This window comes from Winkia sp. C0117E2, assembly GCF_056590455.1.
This window is the reverse complement of the sequence record NZ_JBWPWD010000001.1, coordinates 219,783-239,370: the sequence shown is the minus strand read 5'-3', so window position 1 is coordinate 239,370 and position 19,588 is coordinate 219,783. Positions and strand designations below refer to the sequence as shown.

15 protein-coding genes are annotated in these 19,588 nt (G+C 55.8%); 9 read left to right on the top strand and 6 right to left on the bottom strand.

Annotated elements, in window-relative coordinates; all coding sequences use genetic code 11:
• Positions 1-19 precede the first annotated feature (19 nt).
• From AC1EKG_RS01075 to AC1EKG_RS01065, 3 genes are read right to left on the bottom strand one after another with little or no spacing between them, the layout of a single operon-like run.
• Entirely contained in the window at positions 20-1,309 is a 1,290-nt protein-coding gene (locus AC1EKG_RS01075) for an alpha/beta fold hydrolase (protein ID WP_070424985.1), read from the bottom strand.
• The gene (locus AC1EKG_RS01070; RefSeq protein ID WP_048707400.1) at positions 1,309-2,280 is read right to left on the bottom strand and encodes a bile acid:sodium symporter family protein; all 972 of its coding nucleotides are present in this window, start codon (positions 2,278-2,280) and stop codon (positions 1,309-1,311) included. Before AC1EKG_RS01070 ends, AC1EKG_RS01075 begins: the two co-directional genes overlap by 1 nt.
• Positions 2,280-2,564, bottom strand: a complete 285-nt coding sequence (locus AC1EKG_RS01065; RefSeq protein ID WP_082149289.1) for a YciI family protein — start codon at positions 2,562-2,564, stop codon at positions 2,280-2,282. The genes AC1EKG_RS01070 and AC1EKG_RS01065 overlap by 1 nt, the downstream gene beginning before the upstream one ends.
• A 233-nt stretch (positions 2,565-2,797) precedes the next feature.
• Between AC1EKG_RS01065 and uvrA the strand changes: the two genes are divergently transcribed.
• Positions 2,798-5,632: an excinuclease ABC subunit UvrA gene (gene uvrA, locus AC1EKG_RS01060; protein WP_048707397.1), complete on the top strand. Its 2,835-nt coding sequence runs from the start codon at positions 2,798-2,800 to the stop codon at positions 5,630-5,632.
• 45 nt (positions 5,633-5,677) lie between these two features.
• Here uvrA and AC1EKG_RS01055 read toward each other — a convergent pair whose 3' ends face one another.
• A complete protein-coding gene (locus AC1EKG_RS01055; RefSeq protein ID WP_048707396.1) occupies positions 5,678-7,486 on the bottom strand; it encodes an AMP-dependent synthetase/ligase in 1,809 nt (602 codons plus the stop codon).
• A 108-nt stretch (positions 7,487-7,594) separates the two neighbouring features.
• Between AC1EKG_RS01055 and AC1EKG_RS01050 the strand changes: the two genes are divergently transcribed.
• Entirely contained in the window at positions 7,595-8,122 is a 528-nt protein-coding gene (locus AC1EKG_RS01050) for a methylated-DNA--[protein]-cysteine S-methyltransferase (protein WP_048707394.1), read from the top strand.
• A gap of 48 nt (positions 8,123-8,170) precedes the next feature.
• On the opposite strand, the gene glnA is transcribed toward AC1EKG_RS01050, so the two are convergent.
• The gene (gene glnA / locus AC1EKG_RS01045) at positions 8,171-9,595 is read right to left on the bottom strand and encodes a type I glutamate--ammonia ligase (protein WP_048707391.1); all 1,425 of its coding nucleotides are present in this window, start codon (positions 9,593-9,595) and stop codon (positions 8,171-8,173) included.
• 133 nt (positions 9,596-9,728) lie between these two features.
• Positions 9,729-11,225 (bottom strand): L,D-transpeptidase, encoded by a 1,497-nt coding sequence (locus AC1EKG_RS01040; RefSeq protein WP_160309232.1) that lies wholly within the window; start codon positions 11,223-11,225, stop codon positions 9,729-9,731.
• 112 nt (positions 11,226-11,337) lie between these two features.
• Here AC1EKG_RS01040 and uvrC point away from each other — a divergent pair, with 112 nt between their 5' ends.
• The 7 genes from uvrC (at position 11,338) to tpiA (ending at position 19,518) form a co-directional block, all read left to right on the top strand.
• Positions 11,338-13,320 (top strand): excinuclease ABC subunit UvrC, encoded by a 1,983-nt coding sequence (gene uvrC, locus AC1EKG_RS01035; RefSeq protein WP_048707386.1) that lies wholly within the window; start codon positions 11,338-11,340, stop codon positions 13,318-13,320.
• A gap of 36 nt (positions 13,321-13,356) precedes the next feature.
• Complete coding sequence (gene rapZ / locus AC1EKG_RS01030) at positions 13,357-14,295, top strand: RNase adapter RapZ (protein WP_048707384.1); 939 nt, start codon at positions 13,357-13,359, stop codon at positions 14,293-14,295.
• 8 nt (positions 14,296-14,303) lie between these two features.
• Positions 14,304-15,296, top strand: coding sequence for a gluconeogenesis factor YvcK family protein (locus AC1EKG_RS01025; RefSeq protein ID WP_048707382.1), 993 nt, complete (start codon positions 14,304-14,306; stop codon positions 15,294-15,296).
• A gap of 21 nt (positions 15,297-15,317) precedes the next feature.
• Complete coding sequence (gene whiA, locus AC1EKG_RS01020) at positions 15,318-16,298, top strand: DNA-binding protein WhiA (protein WP_048707381.1); 981 nt, start codon at positions 15,318-15,320, stop codon at positions 16,296-16,298.
• Between the two features lie 162 nt (positions 16,299-16,460).
• Positions 16,461-17,465 carry a type I glyceraldehyde-3-phosphate dehydrogenase gene (gap, locus tag AC1EKG_RS01015; RefSeq protein ID WP_004805041.1) on the top strand — a complete coding sequence of 335 codons (1,005 nt, stop codon included), beginning with the start codon at positions 16,461-16,463 and terminating at the stop codon, positions 17,463-17,465.
• A gap of 81 nt (positions 17,466-17,546) precedes the next feature.
• Positions 17,547-18,740 carry a phosphoglycerate kinase gene (locus AC1EKG_RS01010; protein ID WP_040314769.1) on the top strand — a complete coding sequence of 398 codons (1,194 nt, stop codon included), beginning with the start codon at positions 17,547-17,549 and terminating at the stop codon, positions 18,738-18,740.
• A 1-nt stretch (position 18,741) separates the two neighbouring features.
• Positions 18,742-19,518, top strand: a complete 777-nt coding sequence (tpiA, locus tag AC1EKG_RS01005) for a triose-phosphate isomerase (protein WP_048707379.1) — start codon at positions 18,742-18,744, stop codon at positions 19,516-19,518.
• Positions 19,519-19,588 lie beyond the last annotated feature (70 nt).

Sequence of the window (19,588 nt, the reverse complement as noted above, 5' to 3'; positions counted from 1 at the left end):
ATTGCAGGGGGAAAATCTGTTAATACGTCATCGCTAAGAGGTCGTGCACCATGGTGGGCCTGGTGCGGATGCCGTCATGCTGGAACTCATTGGTATGAAGTACCCGGATCCCTTGAATTTGGGAAGCGGTCTCGAGCGAGAGCGGGGCCGGCACGAACATGTCGTTCTGGTAGACCGCCGCAGCCACAGGGACCTGATTGGAGTTTAGGACTTCGGGTAGATAGGTGAGCGGGAAATCGGTTTGCTCTGCCAGTACATCCATTGCCCCTACAGTCCCCGCCATAGCGGGATCTTCGGTAAAAGCCTCCCGATAGAAATGTTCCCCTGACAGGTAGAAGGGCTCTGCCGAGCTAGGATCAGTAGCAAAATTGGCTTGTGCTAGGCGCTGTGCTGACCACTGCGTTGCCTTCCCAGCAGCGGCAGGGCCCGCCCCGGCGTAGGTAAATTCGTGGATGAGCGCGTAAAGAGGCGCTGCCGCATTAGAGATCACTCCGGCAAGGTCAGTAAGGAACGAATAGCTGAGACGGCGCGAGGAGCCGCGGCTACCTGCGAAGGGATCTTCATACAAATAGTGCAAGGAATCAAAGCCAGCAGTCATTCCTAAGCCCAGACCAGACATGCGGAGTCTGGGCACGGTCAGTTTCTCTCCGGTAGGAAGGTATTCGTCTACCTCGCTAATGTGCTGGGCAACCTGTCGGATCGTTTCGGCCGAGCCGGGGTATACGTCCTCGAACTGTTCGTTGCGGCGGATAGCCTGCGCGAAAGTAAGTTCATAGATGTCATCTATGTGCCCCAGGTGTGGGAGGCCTCCGGTTATCGCGGCTCGCTCTATTCCCTCTGGGAAAAGGGAAAGATAGGCGGTGATGCAAAAACCGCCGAAGGACTGTCCTACCAGCGTCCATGGGGGCGCTCCAAGTGCTCTGCGCAAAGCTTCACAATCGGCAACAATGGAGTCTTGCCGGAAATGGCTCAAGTAGGCAGCGCTTTCCTCGGCAGAAAGCTCGGAAAGGTAGCGGGCATCTATTGGCGAGGACAGCCCGGTTCCGCGCTGATCAATCTGAATTACGCGGTAATGATCCAGGGCCCAATCCATCCACCCGGAAGCGGGGTTCGCCGGACGCATCCCCTTAGTGCCTGGTCCGCCTTGCAAATAGACCAAAAGAGGACGATCTTCGCCGCCTTGCCGCACAAATTCACGGGAGAAGAACGTGATTGTGCGCGGATCGCTTTCAGTGCGGAAATCAAGGGGTACCTCGAGCCAGCGTTCAATAATCTTATGCCCATGCATGACAAACTCATGAGTCTTCATCAGGACCTCCTTCTTGCCAACGTCTGTGCCAACGACGCACAGACCACTAGTTGTAATTGATGGAAAACAATGATTGGTACGGTAACCGCAGCCACCGTAGCCGTTGGGAAAATGATTGCTGCCATAGGAAGCCCGGTTGCAAGGGACTTTTTCGACCCACACATGAGCACGACTATGCGATCTGCCATAGGCATGCCCAGGGCATTTGCACCAAACCAGGTTACCGCCAGCATCACAGCCAATATCAGGACAGAAGCCAATATCAGAAACAGGACCTGCTTCAGCTGAATCTGCGCCCACAGCCCGCGGGCAGTAGCTCCCGCAACCGAAGAAGCCACAATTAGCAAGATGGTCGACTGGTCTACCCCTTTAGTAAGCCCCCTATGGGCGCGAAGCCACCCTCCGATCTTCGGCTGGAGTAGTTGCCCGGCTATGAAAGGCACGAGCAGTTGCAGAAAAATGTTTCCGATCGAACCTAAAGACACCCCTGAAGAAGTGCCCATGACAAGCATTACCAGCAGGGGAGTAATGACCATGCCAACAATGTTAGAGATGGTCGCTGAACACACTGCCGCCCCAATATTGCCTCGGGCAATAGAAACGAAGGCTACTGACGACTGCACTGTGGAAGGCAACAAGGTCAGATAGAGAATCCCAGTGGCAAAAGTCTTCCCGAGCAGCGATAGCCAAAGTGGATAGGTAACGCAGCCCAAAATTGGGAAGATAACGAACGTCGCCACAGCTACAGAGCCCTGTACCTTGATGTTCTTCAGGCCAGCAATAACCTCCGCAGTAGACAGTCTTCCCCCATACAGGAAGAACAGCACGATCACCGCGAAGGTACCAATCACCTCTAGGCCCGAGATAGCCCAGGAAGGAATCGGCACAAAGATGCCCAGGGCAAGGACAAGCAGAATCCCAATAATGAACGGATCCGCAAACGAGGAAAGAGCAGGCGGCAGCTTCCTCACTAGGCAAATATCCCGATAACAGGATTCCAAGTACGTGCGGTGCGCTTGGCTACGAAACCACCAACAAAGAACGGGTCTTCCCCAAGCAACTCAAGCGCCTCGCCCTCGGAAGCAGCATTGAGTAGAAGCACCGCACCAGGAGCTCCAGATCCCTCCAACGGTCCCGAAGCCACCACAATGTCCTTTTCAAAAAGCGACTGCAAGTGAGCCCGGTGCTTGGGCCGCACCTCATCCATCTGCGCAGACTTCGATTCGTCGTAGAGGTATTCAACTAAAACTTTCACTGCAGTACTTCCTATCGGTTGGAACTTCCCTTGCAAGTTTACGCGTGCGCCCGACGGCTAGGGCCAGTTCATCATCGATTAGCTGACCGAAGAGCACCACGGCTATGCCGCCGGAAAAGCCACCACTCAAGTATCGCCCCGGTAGATACAAAGCGAAAGTAGAAGAGGTTCGCTCCAAGGCGAAGCAGTGTCTAAGAGGCGAGATTAGGCCACAGCACAGGTAGATTTGGAGGGTGAGTGAAAACCTGTTAGTACGTGGCGCCCGTCAGCACAATCTAAAAGGAGTAGATGTCGATCTGCCCCGCAATAGCCTAATCGTCTTCTCAGGACTATCCGGATCAGGCAAATCATCACTGGCATTCGACACTATCTTCGCTGAAGGACAACGCCGGTATGTAGAATCCCTGTCCTCCTACGCGCGGCAATTCCTAGGGCAAATGGACAAACCCGACGTAGATTTCATTGAAGGCCTCTCTCCGGCAGTATCCATTGACCAGAAGTCAACCTCCAGGAACCCCCGCTCCACCGTGGGAACCATCACCGAGGTATACGACTACCTACGGCTCCTATTCGCTCGCGCCGGAGAACCACACTGCCCGCAATGCGGCCAAAGAATCGCCTCCCAATCACCCCAGCAAGTGGTAGATAAACTGCTGGAATACCCAGAAGGCACTAGATTCCAAGTCCTAGCCCCCATAGTAAGAGGCCGCAAAGGCGAATACGCAGACGTCTTTGACGACATGCGCTCGCGGGGGTTCTCGCGCGTAAAAGTTGATGGCGAGATGATGCGTCTGGATAACCCGCCGACGCTCGAAAAGAAGCTCAAACACGATATCGAGGTTGTTGTAGACCGGATCGTGATGCGCGAGGGCGTGCGCGTTCGTCTAACAGATTCCGTCGAGACGGCGATGGAAATTGCCGAGGGACGCGTGTTTATTGAGTTTGTGCCTAAGACGGACGACGATCCTCACGGCATCAGAAAATTCTCCGAGCATAGGGCGTGCCCGAACGATCACGAACTAGTTCTGGACGAAATCGAACCGCGCACTTTCTCTTTCAATGCCCCATACGGCGCGTGTGAAGCTTGCGATGGCATCGGTTTCAAGCTCCAGGTAGATCCCGACCTGTTGGTACCTGATGAGGGTCTCTGTCTAGGCGAGGGCGCCGTGGCCATTTGGTCCGGATCTAACAAGTACTTCATGCGCCAACTTGAAGCATTAGGTAAAGAACTCGACTTCGACCTCGACACGCCTTGGAAGGATCTGCCAAAGAAGACCCGCAATGCGCTAATTAAAGGCAAAGATTATAAGGTCAAAGTGCGCTACAGAAACAGGTGGGGGCGCGAACGCGTCTACGCTTCCGGATTCGAGGGGGCCATCCACTATGTTGAGCGCAAACATGCTGAAACTGAATCCGATTCGCAGCGTGCCCGCTACGAGGAATATATGCGGGACGTCCCCTGCGCAAAGTGCGGAGGAAAGCGGCTGAAGCCAGAAGTGCTTGCCGTAACTATCGAGGGCAAGTCCATTGCCGACGTGACTGATATGTCAATTGAGCGGTCTTCAGAGTTCCTGTCTACTCTTCGCCTTGCGGGATCCGCTCAGAAGATTGCCGGCCCCATTCTTACCGAGATAAAGGCCCGCCTGAACTTCCTCAACGACGTTGGCCTGTCTTACCTGACACTTTCCAGAGCAGCGGGAACACTTTCCGGTGGGGAGGCGCAGCGCATTAGGCTGGCCACCCAGATTGGTTCGGGCCTGGTAGGCGTGCTGTATGTCTTGGACGAACCCTCCATTGGGTTACACCAACGAGACAATGCCCAGCTGATTCAAACCTTGCTTCGGCTGCGAGACCTGGGAAATACCCTAATCGTGGTAGAACACGACGAAGACACGATCCGAAACGCGGATTGGATTGTCGACATTGGTCCTGGCGCTGGTTCGGGCGGCGGCAAAGTCGTCTACTCCGGTCCTGTAAAAGGGATAGAAAAAGCGAAAGACTCGCTGACTGGCGATTACCTTTCGGGCAGACGGCAGATTGAACTACCGGCACAGCGCCGCCCCTTCGATAAGAACGCAAAGCTGTCGGTACACGGGGCACGCGAGAACAACCTGAAGAATATTGATGTGGATTTCCCCCTAGGATTATTCACCGCAGTGACTGGCGTGTCTGGATCAGGAAAATCAACTCTGGTAAACCAGATCCTGTATCAGTCCCTCGCTCGCACACTCAACAGAGCTCGGACTGTGCCGGGGCGGCACAAGTCAATCACCGGCATGGAACAGCTAAAGAAGGTTGTGCACGTTGACCAGTCGCCGATCGGGCGCACCCCGAGGTCGAATCCTGCCACCTATACGGGGGTATGGGACAGCGTCCGCAAGCTCTTCGCCGAGACTCCCGAGGCTAAAGTGCGCGGCTACGGTCCGGGCAGATTCAGTTTCAACGTCAAGGGAGGGCGCTGTGAGGCCTGTAAGGGCGACGGCACCATCAAGATCGAGATGAATTTCCTGCCGGACGTATATGTCGCGTGCGAGACGTGCCATGGGGCTCGGTATAACCGAGAAACCCTCGAAATTCGCTACCGCGGCAAGACAGTTTCTGACGTTCTAGAGATGCCCATTTCGGAGGCAGTGGAATTCTTCAGCGCGATCCCAAGGATCAGCCGTTACCTGCAGACTCTGGTAGACGTCGGACTGGGGTATGTGAAGCTGGGACAGTCTGCAACCACTCTCTCCGGCGGCGAGGCACAACGCGTCAAACTGGCTTCGGAATTGCACAAGCGTTCCAATGGCAAATCTGTGTACATTTTGGATGAGCCCACCACGGGGCTGCATCTAGAAGACATCAGAAAGCTTCTGTTAGTGCTACAGGGTCTTGTTGACAAGGGCAACACGGTTATCGTGATTGAGCACAACTTGGACGTCATCAAGTCGGCTGACTGGATAATTGACATCGGGCCCGAGGGCGGCGAAGGCGGCGGTACTATCGTTGCCACTGGCAGCCCCGAGGAGGTCGCGCAGAACGAAGGCTCTTGGACGGGCAAGTACCTGAAGCCATTGTTGGCTTAAATGTAAAAGTGGCCGGCTTTTGCCGGCCACTTTTATTTTTGGTGCTTAGCCCCGCTTTGCGCCCTCGTACATCTTGTCGATGACGTCTGCGAACCGGGCTAACACTTTCGCCCTCTTTACCTTCAGCGACGGGGTCAACAATCCGTTCTCTTCTGTGAAATCAGTGGGCAGTACCGTGAATTTACGGATTGATTCCGCCCTAGAGACGGCCTTGTTGGCGCGTTTTACAGCACGATCCAATGAAGCCAGCACGTCCTTATCCTTGGCGGCCTCGACAACCTCCATATGGGTAAGCCCATGATTTTCGAGCCAACCAGGCAGCATCTCCGAATCCAAGGTGATCAGCGCCGAGATGAAATTGCGCTGGTCGCCAACCACTACGACCTGGGAGATTAGCGGGTGTCCGCGCAGGCGATCCTCTAGCACGGCAGGGGACACGTTCTTGCCGCCAGCGGTGACAATGATTTCCTTCTTACGGCCGGTAATAGTGACACGTCCCTTTTCGTCAATGGAAGCTAGGTCGCCAGATTTGTACCAACCATCGGCGGTAAAGGCTTCTTTGGTGGCTTCGGGATTGTTGTGATAGCCACGCATGATGCCCGGGCCTTTGGCTTCCAGCTCGCCGTCTTCAGAGAGCCGTACCTGGTTGCACAGCAGGGGCGCGCCAACTGAACCGGTCTTGTTAGTCTCCGGCATACAAACAGTGAGCGGGCCACCCATCTCGGTGGTGCCGTAGCCTTCCAATACCTCGATTCCGAGTCCTTGGAAGAAGTAGGAAAGTGTGGGCGAGAGCGGAGCCCCACCCGAGACAACCACCCGCAAGTTTCCGCCCAGCAGCTCGGGAATCTTTGCCAGCAGCCGACGGGCGACGGTAGCTGCCGCCCTCGTAGAGGCAGTGAGCTCATCCTCTTCTTCCTGCTTGGCGTAAGTTTCCAAGGTGTGTGCAGCCCATCGGAACATTTTGAGCTTCATACCGCTGCCTGCCTTCGCGTCGGCAGCGTTATAGACCTTCTCTAGAACCCTGGGGACCACCAGTAGGGAGGTGGGGCGGAACGTTGTCATGTCGCCCAACAGGTTCTTGATAGAGGAGGAGTGTCCAATCACTCCATGTCCCGCAAGCGAAGTGAAGTTGATAAAGCGGGCAAGTACGTGCGCTACCGGCAAGAACAGCAGTACTCGAGTATCTTGGTGCACGATCGCCTGGGGCAGCATCTGCTGAGCTACCTCAATCTGCTTCATGAAGTTCGCGTGCGTGAGCTCGACGCCTTTAGGGCGTCCAGTGGTGCCGGAGGTGTAGATAATTGTGGCTACGTCCTCGGGCTTTAGGGCCTCTAGCCGCTTCTTGAGGACGTCCTCGTCTACCTCTTCAGAACGCTCAATGATCTGTACCATGGCATCAGAGTCGTGGGCGAGCACTCCAAGCACGGTGGGGCGATCGCGCACGAGCGAATCGATGACCCTGGCTTGGATTGAAGTGTCGGTTACGACAAATTTGATGTCAGAGTCCTCGATGATCCAGCTGATCTGCTCGTTGGAATCAGACTCGTAGACCGGGACAACGACGCACCCGATGGACTGGGCAGCAAAATCCAGGACGGTCCATTCATAGGAGGTGGCCCCAAAAATAGCCACGGAATCGCCGGGCTCTAGCCCGTAGGCAATGAGCCCTCGAGCAACGACGTAAATCTGGTCGCGCAGTGCGTCAGCAGTGATCTTCTGCCACTGCGTACCGATCTGATTGCGTAGCTCTACAGCTACTTCCGCAGGGTAAAGGCTGGCCCGTTTCTCGATAATTCCGGGAATAGTTCCGGCGGCCAGGTATTCCTTCTTAGGGCGGCGACGCAACAGCGGCATAGTGACCTCCTAGTTTGAAGAAGAAAAATATATTACTTACGGTACCGTAACTTACGGTGACAAGAAGCATTTACTACGCATAGTGTCTATGTTGCTACCCTGAGGAACATGACATATTCACACCTGCTTCCGGCTCGTTACACGATCATCGAAACCGCTATCGGTGACATGACTATCTCTGCTGCAGGTGAGCTTCTAAACGGGGCCTGGTTCGTAGGACAGCGCCACTACCCGGACAAAGCCAGATTAGGGATTGTAGCTAAACCTCTCGATCCTGTTCTGACTCCGGCGGCAGACCAGATAAAGGACTACCTGGACGGAAAACGACAAGACTTCTCTTTACGCTATGAGCTAAAGGGCGACAAATTTGCTCTCCGGGTTTGGAAATATCTGGAAACTATTCCGCGCGGAAGCGTGCGGACTTATGGGCAAATTGCCGCTGCCCTTGGAAACCGGTTCCTAGCTAGGGCAGTGGGAAGTGCTGTAAGCAAGAATCCGCTCTCTGTGATTGTTCCTTGCCATAGGGTTATCGGGGCCGACGGTAATCTTGGCGGCTACGCCGGGGGAATAGAACAGAAGCGCTACCTCCTGGATCTAGAAGGTGCCGAGTATTCAGGCAGTGCCAGACTCTTTTAACGAGCTTGGGCCCGGCACGTAGCCGGGCCCAAGCTATCTGTTACTAGATCACAGACCGTAGTACAGCTGGAACTCGTAGGGGTGCGGGTACGCCCTCATCGGAGCGATCTCGTTTTCGGTCTTGTACTCAATCCAAGTGTCGATCAGGTCCTGAGTGAACACGTCGCCCTCGGTGAGGAAGTCCGAATCCTCGCGGAGCGCCTGCAGGGCTTCCTCCAACGAAGCAGGCAGCTTCTGGATGTCTGCGTACTCTGCAGGTGGCAGCTCGTACAGGTCCTTGTCCACAGGTTCCGGAGGCTCAATACGGTTGCGGATGCCATCCAAGCCTGCCATCAGCGAAGCCGCGAAGGATAGGTACGGGTTCGCCGAGGGATCCGGCACGCGGTATTCCACGCGCTTGGCCTTCGGGGAAGTGCCGGTGACCGGAATGCGAATGCAAGCCGACCTGTTCCTAGCAGAGTAGACCAGGTTAATCGGTGCTTCGAAGCCGGGCACCAGGCGACGGTAAGAGTTGATAGATGGGTTCGTAAAGGCCAGCAGCGCCGGAGCGTGAGCCAGCAAGCCGCCAATGAAATAGCGAGCCATGTCAGACAGGGCGCCGTAACCGCGCTCGTCGTAGAACAAGGGCTCGCCGTTCTTCCACAGCGACAGGTGGGTGTGCATGCCAGAACCGTTGTCGCCAAACAAGGGCTTGGGCATAAAGGTCGCGGTGCGGCCATCTTCGATAGCGGCATTCTTGACGACGTACTTGAACTTCATCAGGTCGTCTGCAGCCGCCTGCAGCGAGTTGAACCGGTAGTTGATCTCTTGTTGGCCGCCAGTACCAACTTCGTGATGGGCGCGCTCGAGTTTCAACCCAACCTGGCTCAGTAACTTAGACATAGTGTCGCGAAGATCAGCAAAGTGGTCGGTAGGAGGAACGGGGAAATACCCGCCCTTTAGATCTACCTTGTACCCATCGTTGTGGCCATCTTCTTCGGCGCCCATACGCCATTCGCCCTCAACAGAATCAATCTGGTAGAAGGTATTTTCGCGGCGCGTTTGGAAACGTACCGAGTCGAACAGGTAGAACTCCGCCTCGGCGCCAATGAAGCAGGTGTCGGCAATGCCGGTGGATTTCAAATAAGCCTCGGCCTTTGCAGCCACCTGACGCGGATCGCGGGAGAAAGGCTCGTCTGTGAACGGGTCAACAATCGAAAAATTAACGACCAGGGTTTTGGCTTTGCGGAACGGATCGATAAAAGCAGTGCTTACATCTGGAATTAGCTTCATATCGGACTCGTTGATAGCAACGAAGCCACGAATAGAAGAACCGTCAAACATAAGCCCATCGGTTAGAGCCGCATCTTTGAATTCGCTAGCTGGAATGGTGAAGTGTTGGGATACGCCAGGCAGATCGCAAAAGCGAACGTCGACGAACTCGACCCCTTCCTTATCTATGAAGTCGACAGCCTCTTCCTTGGACTGGAACATGTGATCTCCCGGAGATTTTTGAGATTAAAGGTGGTGTCAAAGACATCTCTAATATTACAAAAGCAGCCGCTAGGTATCCAACCAAAAATTGGATGTCTAGCGGCTGTGGTGTAAGGCACGGATCTTAAGGATCCTAATAGTGCACTACGGTTGTAGTTCCTACTGGTGCCCACTCGTAATACCAGCCTGCCAACGAGACAGGAAGATTTACGCAGCCATGTGAGCCGGACGGGCCCGCGTACCCGAAGCTGCCCCTCCAAGGAGCGCCGTGAATCGCATAGCCGCCGGAGAAATACATCGCGAAGGGGACATCCGGAGTGAAATAATCCTCGCCACGCATGTCATCAAAGCGGTATTTACGCTGAATTTGGAAGGTGCCCTGGATAGTTTCGTACCCGGGCATGCCATCGACCATAGGTTCAGGGCCGCGTAGCATCTGCGCCCCCTGGTAGGCGGAGATGGTGTGGTTAGACAGATTTATGTCGATCCACTTTTCGCCCTCAGTCGCGGGATAAGCAAGCTTCTCCGCGCCCCGCGCGATAGTGCGAGTTTCCCATTCTGCCTTCTTCGGCTTGGAAGTGAACTTGCCGGTGTACTCCTTGTTGGAGTTCAACGCCTCAGTTCCAGCCTTAGCCAAGGCCGACGCATTGTCGATCGTGTATCCGTCTTCGGGCTCGCGCACCGTCGCTAGGGTCTTGCCGGACGAATCGACGTTCTTTAGCCCGTTCTGCGGGGCTTTGCTAACCTGGCCCGCAAGCTTATTTACCCACTCCAAAACCCGGTCATTGTTCATCTTGGGGGCAGTTTGCTTGCCTGCACCATTTTCTCCGAAATCCACCCAGGCGCGCTTCTTTTCAGCGCTCGGCTGGTAGCTCTCAGAGTCATAGGTGATGGTGAACGGAAGCTCTACCAACTTGTTGGCCTTGTCCAGGAAGGTCTTTGCCTTTTGGTCGGTAATGGCAGGCTCGGATTGAACGGCCTTTACGCGTACAGCCTGGCTGGAGAGGGTCTTCGCTGCCTTCTGCGCAGCATCAGCTAGCTGATCCGGGTTTATGCCACGGCCAGGCTTACCAGATTTGAGCTGAAAAGCGGACCCGTCCTCGGAAAGAACCACCTTGGCATTGACCGGGGTGTTCTCTGCGCCGCCCAGTAGGGAGGCTGCATAAGCAGAAACCTTACCTGCAGTACTGGAGTACGTCGGAGTCACCGAGGGGGGATTGAACAGTCCTGCCAGCCGCGAAAGGAAGCCCTGCGAGGGCGCGAGCGCCTCAGCGGCTGCCTTCTTGGCGTCAACCTTGTAACCGAGGTCTGAAAGAGAAGCAGACTTAGTAGCATCGCCCGAGATTCTAACTGCAGCCGAGGCCGATTCTTTTTGGACTTTTTCGGCAACCTGCGAGGCGGTCATACCCGTAACGGACTTGCCCGCGACGGTAGCGCCCGGCACTGCCTTGTCCTTAAAGTAAATTGAATAGCCAACGATTGCTGCGGCAACTAAAAGTAGCGCTGCGACAATAGCGCCGATAATTATCCACTTCTTCTTGGAAGAGGGCTTCTTAGGGCTGCTTGAACCGGCGTCTGTCGGCTGGATACCTACGTAAGACGTCTCATAATCGGGATTCTGGGTACTCATCATCACATATGCTACCGATCTAAGTGCAGGTAGCAACCGTAACGGCCGGAGATTTGTCGCACAACTAAACTTGTCTTTCTTTTTTGTGGGTTTGCTGCAATAGACTTGCCGGGTGGCAGATCCAGCATCGTACCGTCCATCGCCCGGCGAGATTCCTACAGATCCGGGCGTCTACCGGTTCATGGACAAAAGCGGCCGCGTGCTGTACGTGGGGAAAGCCAAAAACCTGCGAGCGCGCCTGGCAAATTATTTCCAGAACCCGGCGGCTCTGAATCCCCGCATTGCGCAGATGGTGAACACCGCTTGTTCGGTGCGGTGGGTTGTAGTGGGCTCTGAAGTCGAATCTCTCTCGCTCGAGTATGCGTGGATCAAGGAATTTGAGCCCCGCTACAACGTTATGTACAGGGACGATAAGTCCTATCCGTATCTAGCGGTGACGATGAGCGAAAGGTACCCGCGGGTATTGGTAACCCGTGCCAAGCATAAAAAGGGGGACCGCTATTTTGGCCCCTACACGAAGGTGTGGGCCATCCGTGAGACTTTGGAACTGCTACAACGACCGTTCCCGGTTCGCACCTGTTCTAACGGTGTTTTCAACCGGGCGAAGGCCCAAGGGCGTCCCTGCCTATTGGGGTACATAGACCGGTGCTCGGCCCCCTGCGTGGGCAGGATAAGCGAAGCGGATCACCGGCAACTAGCAACGTCGTTGTGCGAATTCATGGCGGGCAAGACCGGCCCCATCATCCGCGACTTGACCAGTCAGATGAAGGAGGCTGCGCAAAAGCAGGAATATGAGCGGGCGGCATCTATTAGGGACACGCTAAAAGCGGCAACGACGGTACTTGAGAAGAATACGGTTGTGCTACCGGATGGTACCGATGCGGACGTCTTCGGCCTGGCCACCTCTGAATTGGTCGCCTCGGTTTCTGTGTTTATGGTTCGCGGCGGGCGCATCCGCGGTGAACGCGGGTGGGTCGTAGAACGCGCCTATCAGGAAAGCGATGAAGAATTAGTTGAAAAGCTGCTTGAGCAGGTATATGGCGAATACACGCCCGCAGATACTCCGAAGCGCCGCGACGAGTCTAAGAGCGTGGACGATCGGGTGCACACGCCTACCTCGGCGATGCCGCGAGAGATTTGGGTCCCGGCACTTCCCTTGGACACCCCAACGATGACCGAGTGGCTAAGTCAAAAGAGAGGCGGGCCGGTTCGCTTGCGGCAGCTTCAGCGCGGCGACAAGAAGGCTCTTGCAGAAACTGTTGAAAAGAATGCGAAAGATGACCTGCGTCTTCACCTGTTGCGGCGCTCTGGCGATCTGACTGAACGCTCCAAAGCGCTGGAAGAGCTAGCAGATGCATTAGACCTGGATACAGCGCCCCTTCGTATTGAAGGTTTCGATATTTCGCATATTTCAGGCACAAATCAAGTTGCGTCGATGGTGGTCTTCGAGGACGGCGCGCCGCGCAAGTCTGCCTATCGGCATTTTGCAATTAGAGGCGAGGACGGCGACGGGGCTGCCGATGACACCGCTGCTATGAGCGAGGTACTAACTAGGCGGCTGCGTCGCCTCCAGGCAGAAGAGAAGGGGATTGCTGGCGAGGACGAAGAAGGCGTTCCTTTTGAGGTGGGCCCAGTCGACGAGCAGGGAGCTCCCAGGCGCTTTAGCTATCGCCCTGATCTGCTAGTGGTCGACGGCGGTCTGCCGCAGGTAAATGCTGCTGCCGCGGTGGTGGAGCAAATGGGGGCCGATATTCCGGTAGTGGGGTTGGCGAAGCGCCTGGAGGAGATCTGGATTCCCGGCGAGGACTTGCCAGTTATTTTGCCGCGCACCTCAGCCGCCCTCTTCATGCTGCAGTATCTGCGCGACGAGTCCCACCGTTTTGCCATCACCTATCACCGCAAGAAGCGCGGCAAGGCCATGACCCGATCTGTTATGGACAAAGTCGACGGCCTGGGGCCGGCGCGTCAAAAAGCACTGCTGAAGCACTTTGGCTCGGTGGCAAAGATTCGGCAGGCTAGCGCCGAAGAGCTGGCGAAGGTGAGCGGAATAGGCCCAGCGCTTGCGAGCAAAATTCATGAAGAGTTAGCAACCTGATCACAAAACCTGGTGCGGATAGGGCAAACTATAGTTATGGAGCAAGAACCGAATACCAATACAGTGCCTGCAGGAATTCCCGAATTAGATGAAGCCACCCAGCACCGAGTGCCAACTGTTCCCGAGATTCTGATCATTACCGGCCTATCCGGGGCTGGGCGTTCCAGGGCAGCCCATGCTCTAGAGGATCTGGATTGGTACGTGGTGGATAATTTGCCGCCACAGATGCTTCCCGCGTTCGCGCACATGATGACTCCCGAGGGCGGTGGCGTGCACCGCTTGGCCGCTGTAGTGGATGTGCGTTCCGGGCGGTTCTTCCAAGAGTTCTTGTCGATGCTTGACACGCTAACCCGCGAGGGGATCCAGTACCAGATTGTGTACTTGGAAGCTTCGGACCAATGCTTGGTTCGTCGCTACGAGCAGGTCCGCCGTCCTCACCCGTTGCAGGGCGATGGGCGATTGTTGGACGGGATCCAGGCCGAGCGAGGACTGCTTAAGGGAGTGCGGGATCGCTCCGATGCGGTGATCGATACTTCTGGCCTGTCGGTGCATGACTTGGCGCGGCATATGCGAGACGTGATCGGGGGCGCAAGTGAAAAGCCGCTGAACCTTACCGTAATGTCCTTCGGCTTCAAGCACGGAATTCCGCTGGACGCAGACCACGTGTTGGATGTTCGGTTCCTGGCGAATCCGTACTGGGTCAACGAGCTGCGAAATCTGACCGGTCAGGACGAAGCGGTAGCGAAGTACGTATTGGATCAGCCCGGGGCACTAGCTTTCGCAGATGGTTATGTGGACCTCATGGCCCCTATGCTGAAGGGTTACCTGTCAGAACTAAAGCCGTTCGTGACCATTGCCATTGGCTGTACCGGTGGCCGCCACCGGTCCGTGGCAATCGCGGAGCATGTCTCGCAAAAGTTCCGTGACCTGGGCTTCCCTGTGAAAACTCTGCACCGAGACATGGGGCGTGATTAGCTAGAGAAATGCTATACGACGAGCAGGGCTGGGCCAGACGTGGTGAATATGGGCCAAAGGTTGTGGCGTTCGGCGGGGGACACGGACTCTCTGCCACTTTGAGGGCGTTACGCCACCTTTCGCGCCAAATTACCGCAGTAGTCACAGTTGCCGATGACGGAGGATCTTCCGGTCGTCTAAGGCAAGAGCTGGATGTACTGCCTCCGGGAGATTTGCGAATGGCCCTCTCTGCGCTGTGTGACGACTCTGAGTGGGGCCTTACGTGGCGGGACGCTCTGCAACATCGTTTCCACACCGATGGACCTTTAGATAATCACGCGATGGGGAACCTACTGATCACTACGCTGTGGGATCTCCTTGGAGACGAGGTAGCCGGCCTCGATTGGGTAGCGAAGCTACTTCACTGCGAGGGGCGGGTATTGCCCATGGCTGCTGCGCCCTTGGTTATTGAGGCCGAGGTCGATTTTGGCGGCAAGGTTCGCACAATAGTTGGGCAGTCCAAAGTTGCTAAGACAGAGGGGAAGATCAAATCCATTCGTCTTAGCCCTAACAATCCGCCGGTGCGCCCTGAGGTGCTCCAGGCGATTGCCGAGGCCGAATGGATCATCATGGGGCCCGGCTCCTGGTATACCTCGGTGTTGCCACACCTTATGCTGCCGCAGATTGAGCACGCCCTCGCCAAATCCAATGCGCACAAGGCACTAGTGGTAAATCTTGCTCCCGACGGCACTGAGACGTCGTCGATGACGATCGCCGATCATATAAATGTGATTAGGGAGTTTTCGAAGGACCTAACCTTTGATGTGGTAGTAATAGATCCGTCCACTCTCGAGGACTATTCAGCGGCGGATCAAGCCGCGAAGGAACTCGGGGCAAAAATACTTCTTCGGCAAGTATCGCTAGGGCCAGGAAAGCTTCCTTATCATGACCCGCTGCGTCTTGCCGCCGCGTTGCGGGACGCTTTCGAAGGATATTTCGGGGACGTCGGAGAAAAAGAATAACCCACGAAGGAAGGCCAGCTTATGTCGTTGACCAGTGATATGAAATCTGAACTGGCAAAGGTAGAGCTCGACACTCCGGCAGAAAAGCATGCAGAACTGGCAGCGATGCTGCGTTTTGCAGGTGGCCTCCACCTAGTTTCGAGACGAATCGTGATCGAAGCTGAGGTAGATTCTGAAGAGGTAATGGAACGAACTACCGGACTGCTGACCGAACTGTTCAACATCGACTCGCAGGTGATCGTGGTGTCCGGGGGAGGGCTGCGTCGCGAGGGCCGGTACGTGATACGAGTTGTCGCCGGTGCAGAACGGTTAGCCCGCCTTACCGGACTCATTGATAGGCGAGGGCACCCGGTGCGCGGTCTGCCTGCTTCGCTAGTTTCCGGGGCAAAATCTGAAGCTTTGGCCATCTGGAGGGCTGCGTTTATGGCGCGTGGCTCTCTTACCGAGCCGGGCCGCTCCTCATCGCTGGAAATCACCTGCCCCGGCCCAGAAGCTGGGCTTGCGCTGACGGGCTGTGCCCGTCGCCTCGGAATTACCTCCAAGACACGGGAGGTGAGGGGCGTTGACCGTGTAGTTATTCGCGACGGCGACCATATCCAGAAGATTGCCAAGATGATGGGGTCGGTTACGACGGTTGCTATTTGGCAAGAGCGCCGCGAAAAGCGGGAAATGCGCGGATCGGTCAATAGGCTAGCCAATTTTGACGACGCTAACTTGAGGCGGTCCGCCAGAGCTGCCGTTGCGTCGGCGGCGAGGGTCGAGAAGGCATTCGAGATCCTAGGTGCCGACATTCCGGACCATCTAGTGGAGGCAGGTCAGCTAAGAGTGAAATATAAGGGAGCTTCACTGGAGGAGCTTGGGCAGCAGGCAGACCCGCCTCTTACGAAGGACGCGGTTGCGGGAAGAATCCGCCGTTTGCTTGCTATGGCAGACAAAAAGGCCATGGAGCTTGGCATCGCCGGAACAGAAAGTGCCCTTACACCAGAAATGCTAGATGGGTGAAAAACTCTTAATTTCTGAGATTTTTGGACCTTTGACCCGCGCTAGATGTGTGATTTCCGTGTAATTTAAAGATGTCGACCGCTTGAGCGGACGAATATGGGGAGATTCCCCTTTTGAAAACATGACTATCGCTGTTTAGTGCAGCGAGACCAGGAGGACATAGTGACCACTCGCGTCGGAATCAACGGCTTCGGCCGCATCGGCCGTAACTTCTTCCGCGCCGCTCTGAAGCAGGGCGCCGATCTTGAGATCGTTGCAGTCAATGACCTTACTGACAATAAGACTCTCGCCCACCTGCTCGAATGGGACTCCATTCTGGGCCACCTCGACTCCGAGGTAACCTACGACGACGAGTCCATCACCGTTGGTGGCAAGCGCATCGTTGCTCTGGCTGAGCGCGATCCGAAGAACATCAACTGGGGTGAACTGGGTGCCGACATCGTCATCGAGTCCACCGGGTTCTTCACCGACGGTGAAGCTGCTAAGGCTCACATTGAGGGAGGCGCAAAGAAGGTCCTGATTTCTGCCCCGGGCAAGAACGTAGACGGCACCTTCGTCATTGGCGTCAACTCCGATGAGTACGATCCGGAAAAGCACAACATCATTTCCAACGCTTCGTGCACCACTAACTGCTTGGCACCGCTGGCCAAGGCTCTGAACGATTCCATTGGTATCGAGCGTGGCCTCATGACCACCATTCACGCCTACACTGGCGACCAGCGTCTACACGATGCGCCGCACAAGGATCTGCGTCGCGCCCGCGCCGCTGCTCTGAACATCGTTCCCACCACCACCGGTGCTGCCAAGGCTGTTGCACTGGTGCTGCCGGAACTGAAGGGCAAGCTGGATGGCTATGCAGTTCGCGTCCCGGTTCCGACCGGCTCGCTAACCGACCTGACCTTCACCGCTTCCAAGGAAACCTCCATCGAAGAGGTCAACGCTGCGGTCAAGGAAGCTGCCGAGGGCGCCCTGAAGGGTGTGTTGGGCTACTCCGAGGGTGCACTGGTCTCCACTGATATCGTGACCGATCCGCACTCCTCGATCTTCGATGCTCCGCTGACCAAGGTCATCGGCGATCAGGTCAAGGTTGTCTCGTGGTACGACAATGAGTGGGGCTACTCCAACCGCCTCGTTGATCTTGCCGTGCTAGTCGGCCAGAAGCTCTGAGACATTAGCTAATGAACGACGCCCGCGTATCCGAGAGGGTGCGCGGGCGTTATTCGTGAAACCGCGTTAGGGGACAATATGCTGAAAACTATCGAATCTCTTGGTGACCTAAAGGGTAAGCGCGTCCTGGTACGTTCCGACTTCAACGTGCCGCTGCAGGACGGGAAAATCACTGATGATGGCCGCATTCGTGCAGCCCTACCCACACTTACTAAACTTGTCGAAGCCGGAGCCAAGGTAATTGTTATGGCTCACCTTGGTCGTCCCAAGGGCCAGGTAAAGCCCGAATTCTCTCTTGCGCCGGTCGCGCAGCGACTGGGCGAACTAATTGACGCCAAGGTGACCCTGGCTGAGGACACTACTGGCGAGTCTGCGAAGAAGGTCACGGCCGAACTCGAAGAAGGACAGATTGCCCTTCTGCAGAACGTGCGTTTCGATCCCCGCGAAACTTCTAAGGACGAGGCCGAACGCGAAGCTTTCGCTTCTGAGATGGCCGAACTTGCCGATCTCTTCGTTTCAGACGGCTTCGGGGTAGTGCACCGCAAGCAGGCCAGCGTCTACGACGTTGCCAAGAAACTGCCCGCTGCTGCCGGTCTACTGGTTGTCAAGGAAATCGAATCGCTATCGAAGGCAACTCAGGATCCGGCTCGCCCGTACACCGTGGTGCTAGGTGGCTCTAAGGTATCGGACAAACTAGGGGTTATTGCTAACCTGCTGTCCAAGGCAGACACTCTGCTAATTGGTGGCGGTATGGGCTACACCTTCCTGAAGGCCAAGGGCTACGAAGTAGGCACTTCCCTACTTGAAGAAGATCAGCTAGAAACAGTCAAGGGCTACCTGGAAGAGGCAAAGGAAAAGGGTGTAGAGCTACTAGTGCCGGTTGACACCGTAGTTGCCCCCGAATTTGCCGCAGATGCGCCGGCAACTGTTGTCGATGCCGATGCCATCCCCACCGACCAGATGGGCTTGGACATTGGTCCGAAGACGGCCGAGCTATTCGCAAAGAAGATTGCTGAATCGAAGACCGTGGTTTGGAATGGGCCGATGGGCGTGTTCGAATTTGAGGCTTTCGCAAAGGGCACTGGCGCAGTCGCCAAGGCTATGAGCGAATCCGAAGCATTCACCGTCATTGGTGGGGGCGACAGTGCCTCCGCAGTACGCGGACTTGGTTACGACGAAAACTCGTTCTCGCACATTTCCACCGGCGGAGGAGCCTCGCTCGAGCTCCTCGAAGGAAAGACCTTGCCGGGCATTGAAGTATTGGAGGAAAAGTAAAATGGCACGTACGCCGCTAATGGCAGGCAACTGGAAGATGAACATGGACCATCTGGAGGCAATCCACCTGGTCCAGGGACTCGCCCTCGACCTGCAGGACAACAAGTTTGAAAAGGGCACTGTCGACGTTGTGGTCATTCCGCCGTTTACTGACATTCGCTCCATTCAGACTCTAGTGGAATCTGACGATCTGCCGATCGCTTACGGTGCTCAGGATGTTTCGGTACACGACAACGGCGCCTACACTGGCGAGGTCTCTACCGCCATGCTCACCAAGCTTGGTTGCACCTACGTAGTAGTGGGGCACTCGGAGCGTCGCGAGTACCACAACGAGACTGACGAGGTCGTAAACGCTAAGGCACGCAAGGCTTTGGCAGCAGATCTCACCCCGATCATTTGTTGTGGCGAGGCCCTAGAGGTTCGCAAGGCAGGCGAGCAGGTAAAGCACGTCCTCGGCCAGATTGACGGCGCTTTTGCCGATATCAGCGCTGAAGATGCAGTTCGCTCCGTTGTCGCCTACGAGCCCATCTGGGCAATCGGTACCGGCGAAGTGGCAACTCCCGAAGATGCTCAGGAAGTTTGTGGCGCAATCCGCAAGCACCTAGCAGAGCTGTACTCGGAAGACGTCGCATCGAAGATCCGCATCCTTTACGGTGGCTCGGTGAAGTCCGCAAACGTCGCGGACATCATGGCCAAGGAAGATGTCGATGGCGCGCTGGTTGGCGGCGCCTCGCTGAAGGCTGATGAGTTCGGAAAGATTGTGCGTTTCAACGCCTAAATGTGGTTTTGGCCCGTGGGGTTTCCCCCTACGGGCCAATCTACGTTACTATTGGCTAGTTGGACCTATA

Coding starts and splice junctions, on each gene's coding strand:
- glnA (WP_048707391.1), bottom strand. CDS start 9,595: ATGTTCCAGTCCAAGGAAGAGGCTGTCGACTTCATAGATAAGGAAGGG.
- rapZ (WP_048707384.1), top strand. CDS start 13,357: ATGGAGCAAGAACCGAATACCAATACAGTGCCTGCAGGAATTCCCGAA.
- AC1EKG_RS01040 (WP_160309232.1), bottom strand. CDS start 11,225: ATGAGTACCCAGAATCCCGATTATGAGACGTCTTACGTAGGTATCCAG.
- whiA (WP_048707381.1), top strand. CDS start 15,318: ATGTCGTTGACCAGTGATATGAAATCTGAACTGGCAAAGGTAGAGCTC.
- tpiA (WP_048707379.1), top strand. CDS start 18,742: ATGGCACGTACGCCGCTAATGGCAGGCAACTGGAAGATGAACATGGAC.
- AC1EKG_RS01075 (WP_070424985.1), bottom strand. CDS start 1,309: ATGAAGACTCATGAGTTTGTCATGCATGGGCATAAGATTATTGAACGC.
- AC1EKG_RS01055 (WP_048707396.1), bottom strand. CDS start 7,486: ATGCCGCTGTTGCGTCGCCGCCCTAAGAAGGAATACCTGGCCGCCGGA.
- AC1EKG_RS01025 (WP_048707382.1), top strand. CDS start 14,304: ATGCTATACGACGAGCAGGGCTGGGCCAGACGTGGTGAATATGGGCCA.
- AC1EKG_RS01050 (WP_048707394.1), top strand. CDS start 7,595: ATGACATATTCACACCTGCTTCCGGCTCGTTACACGATCATCGAAACC.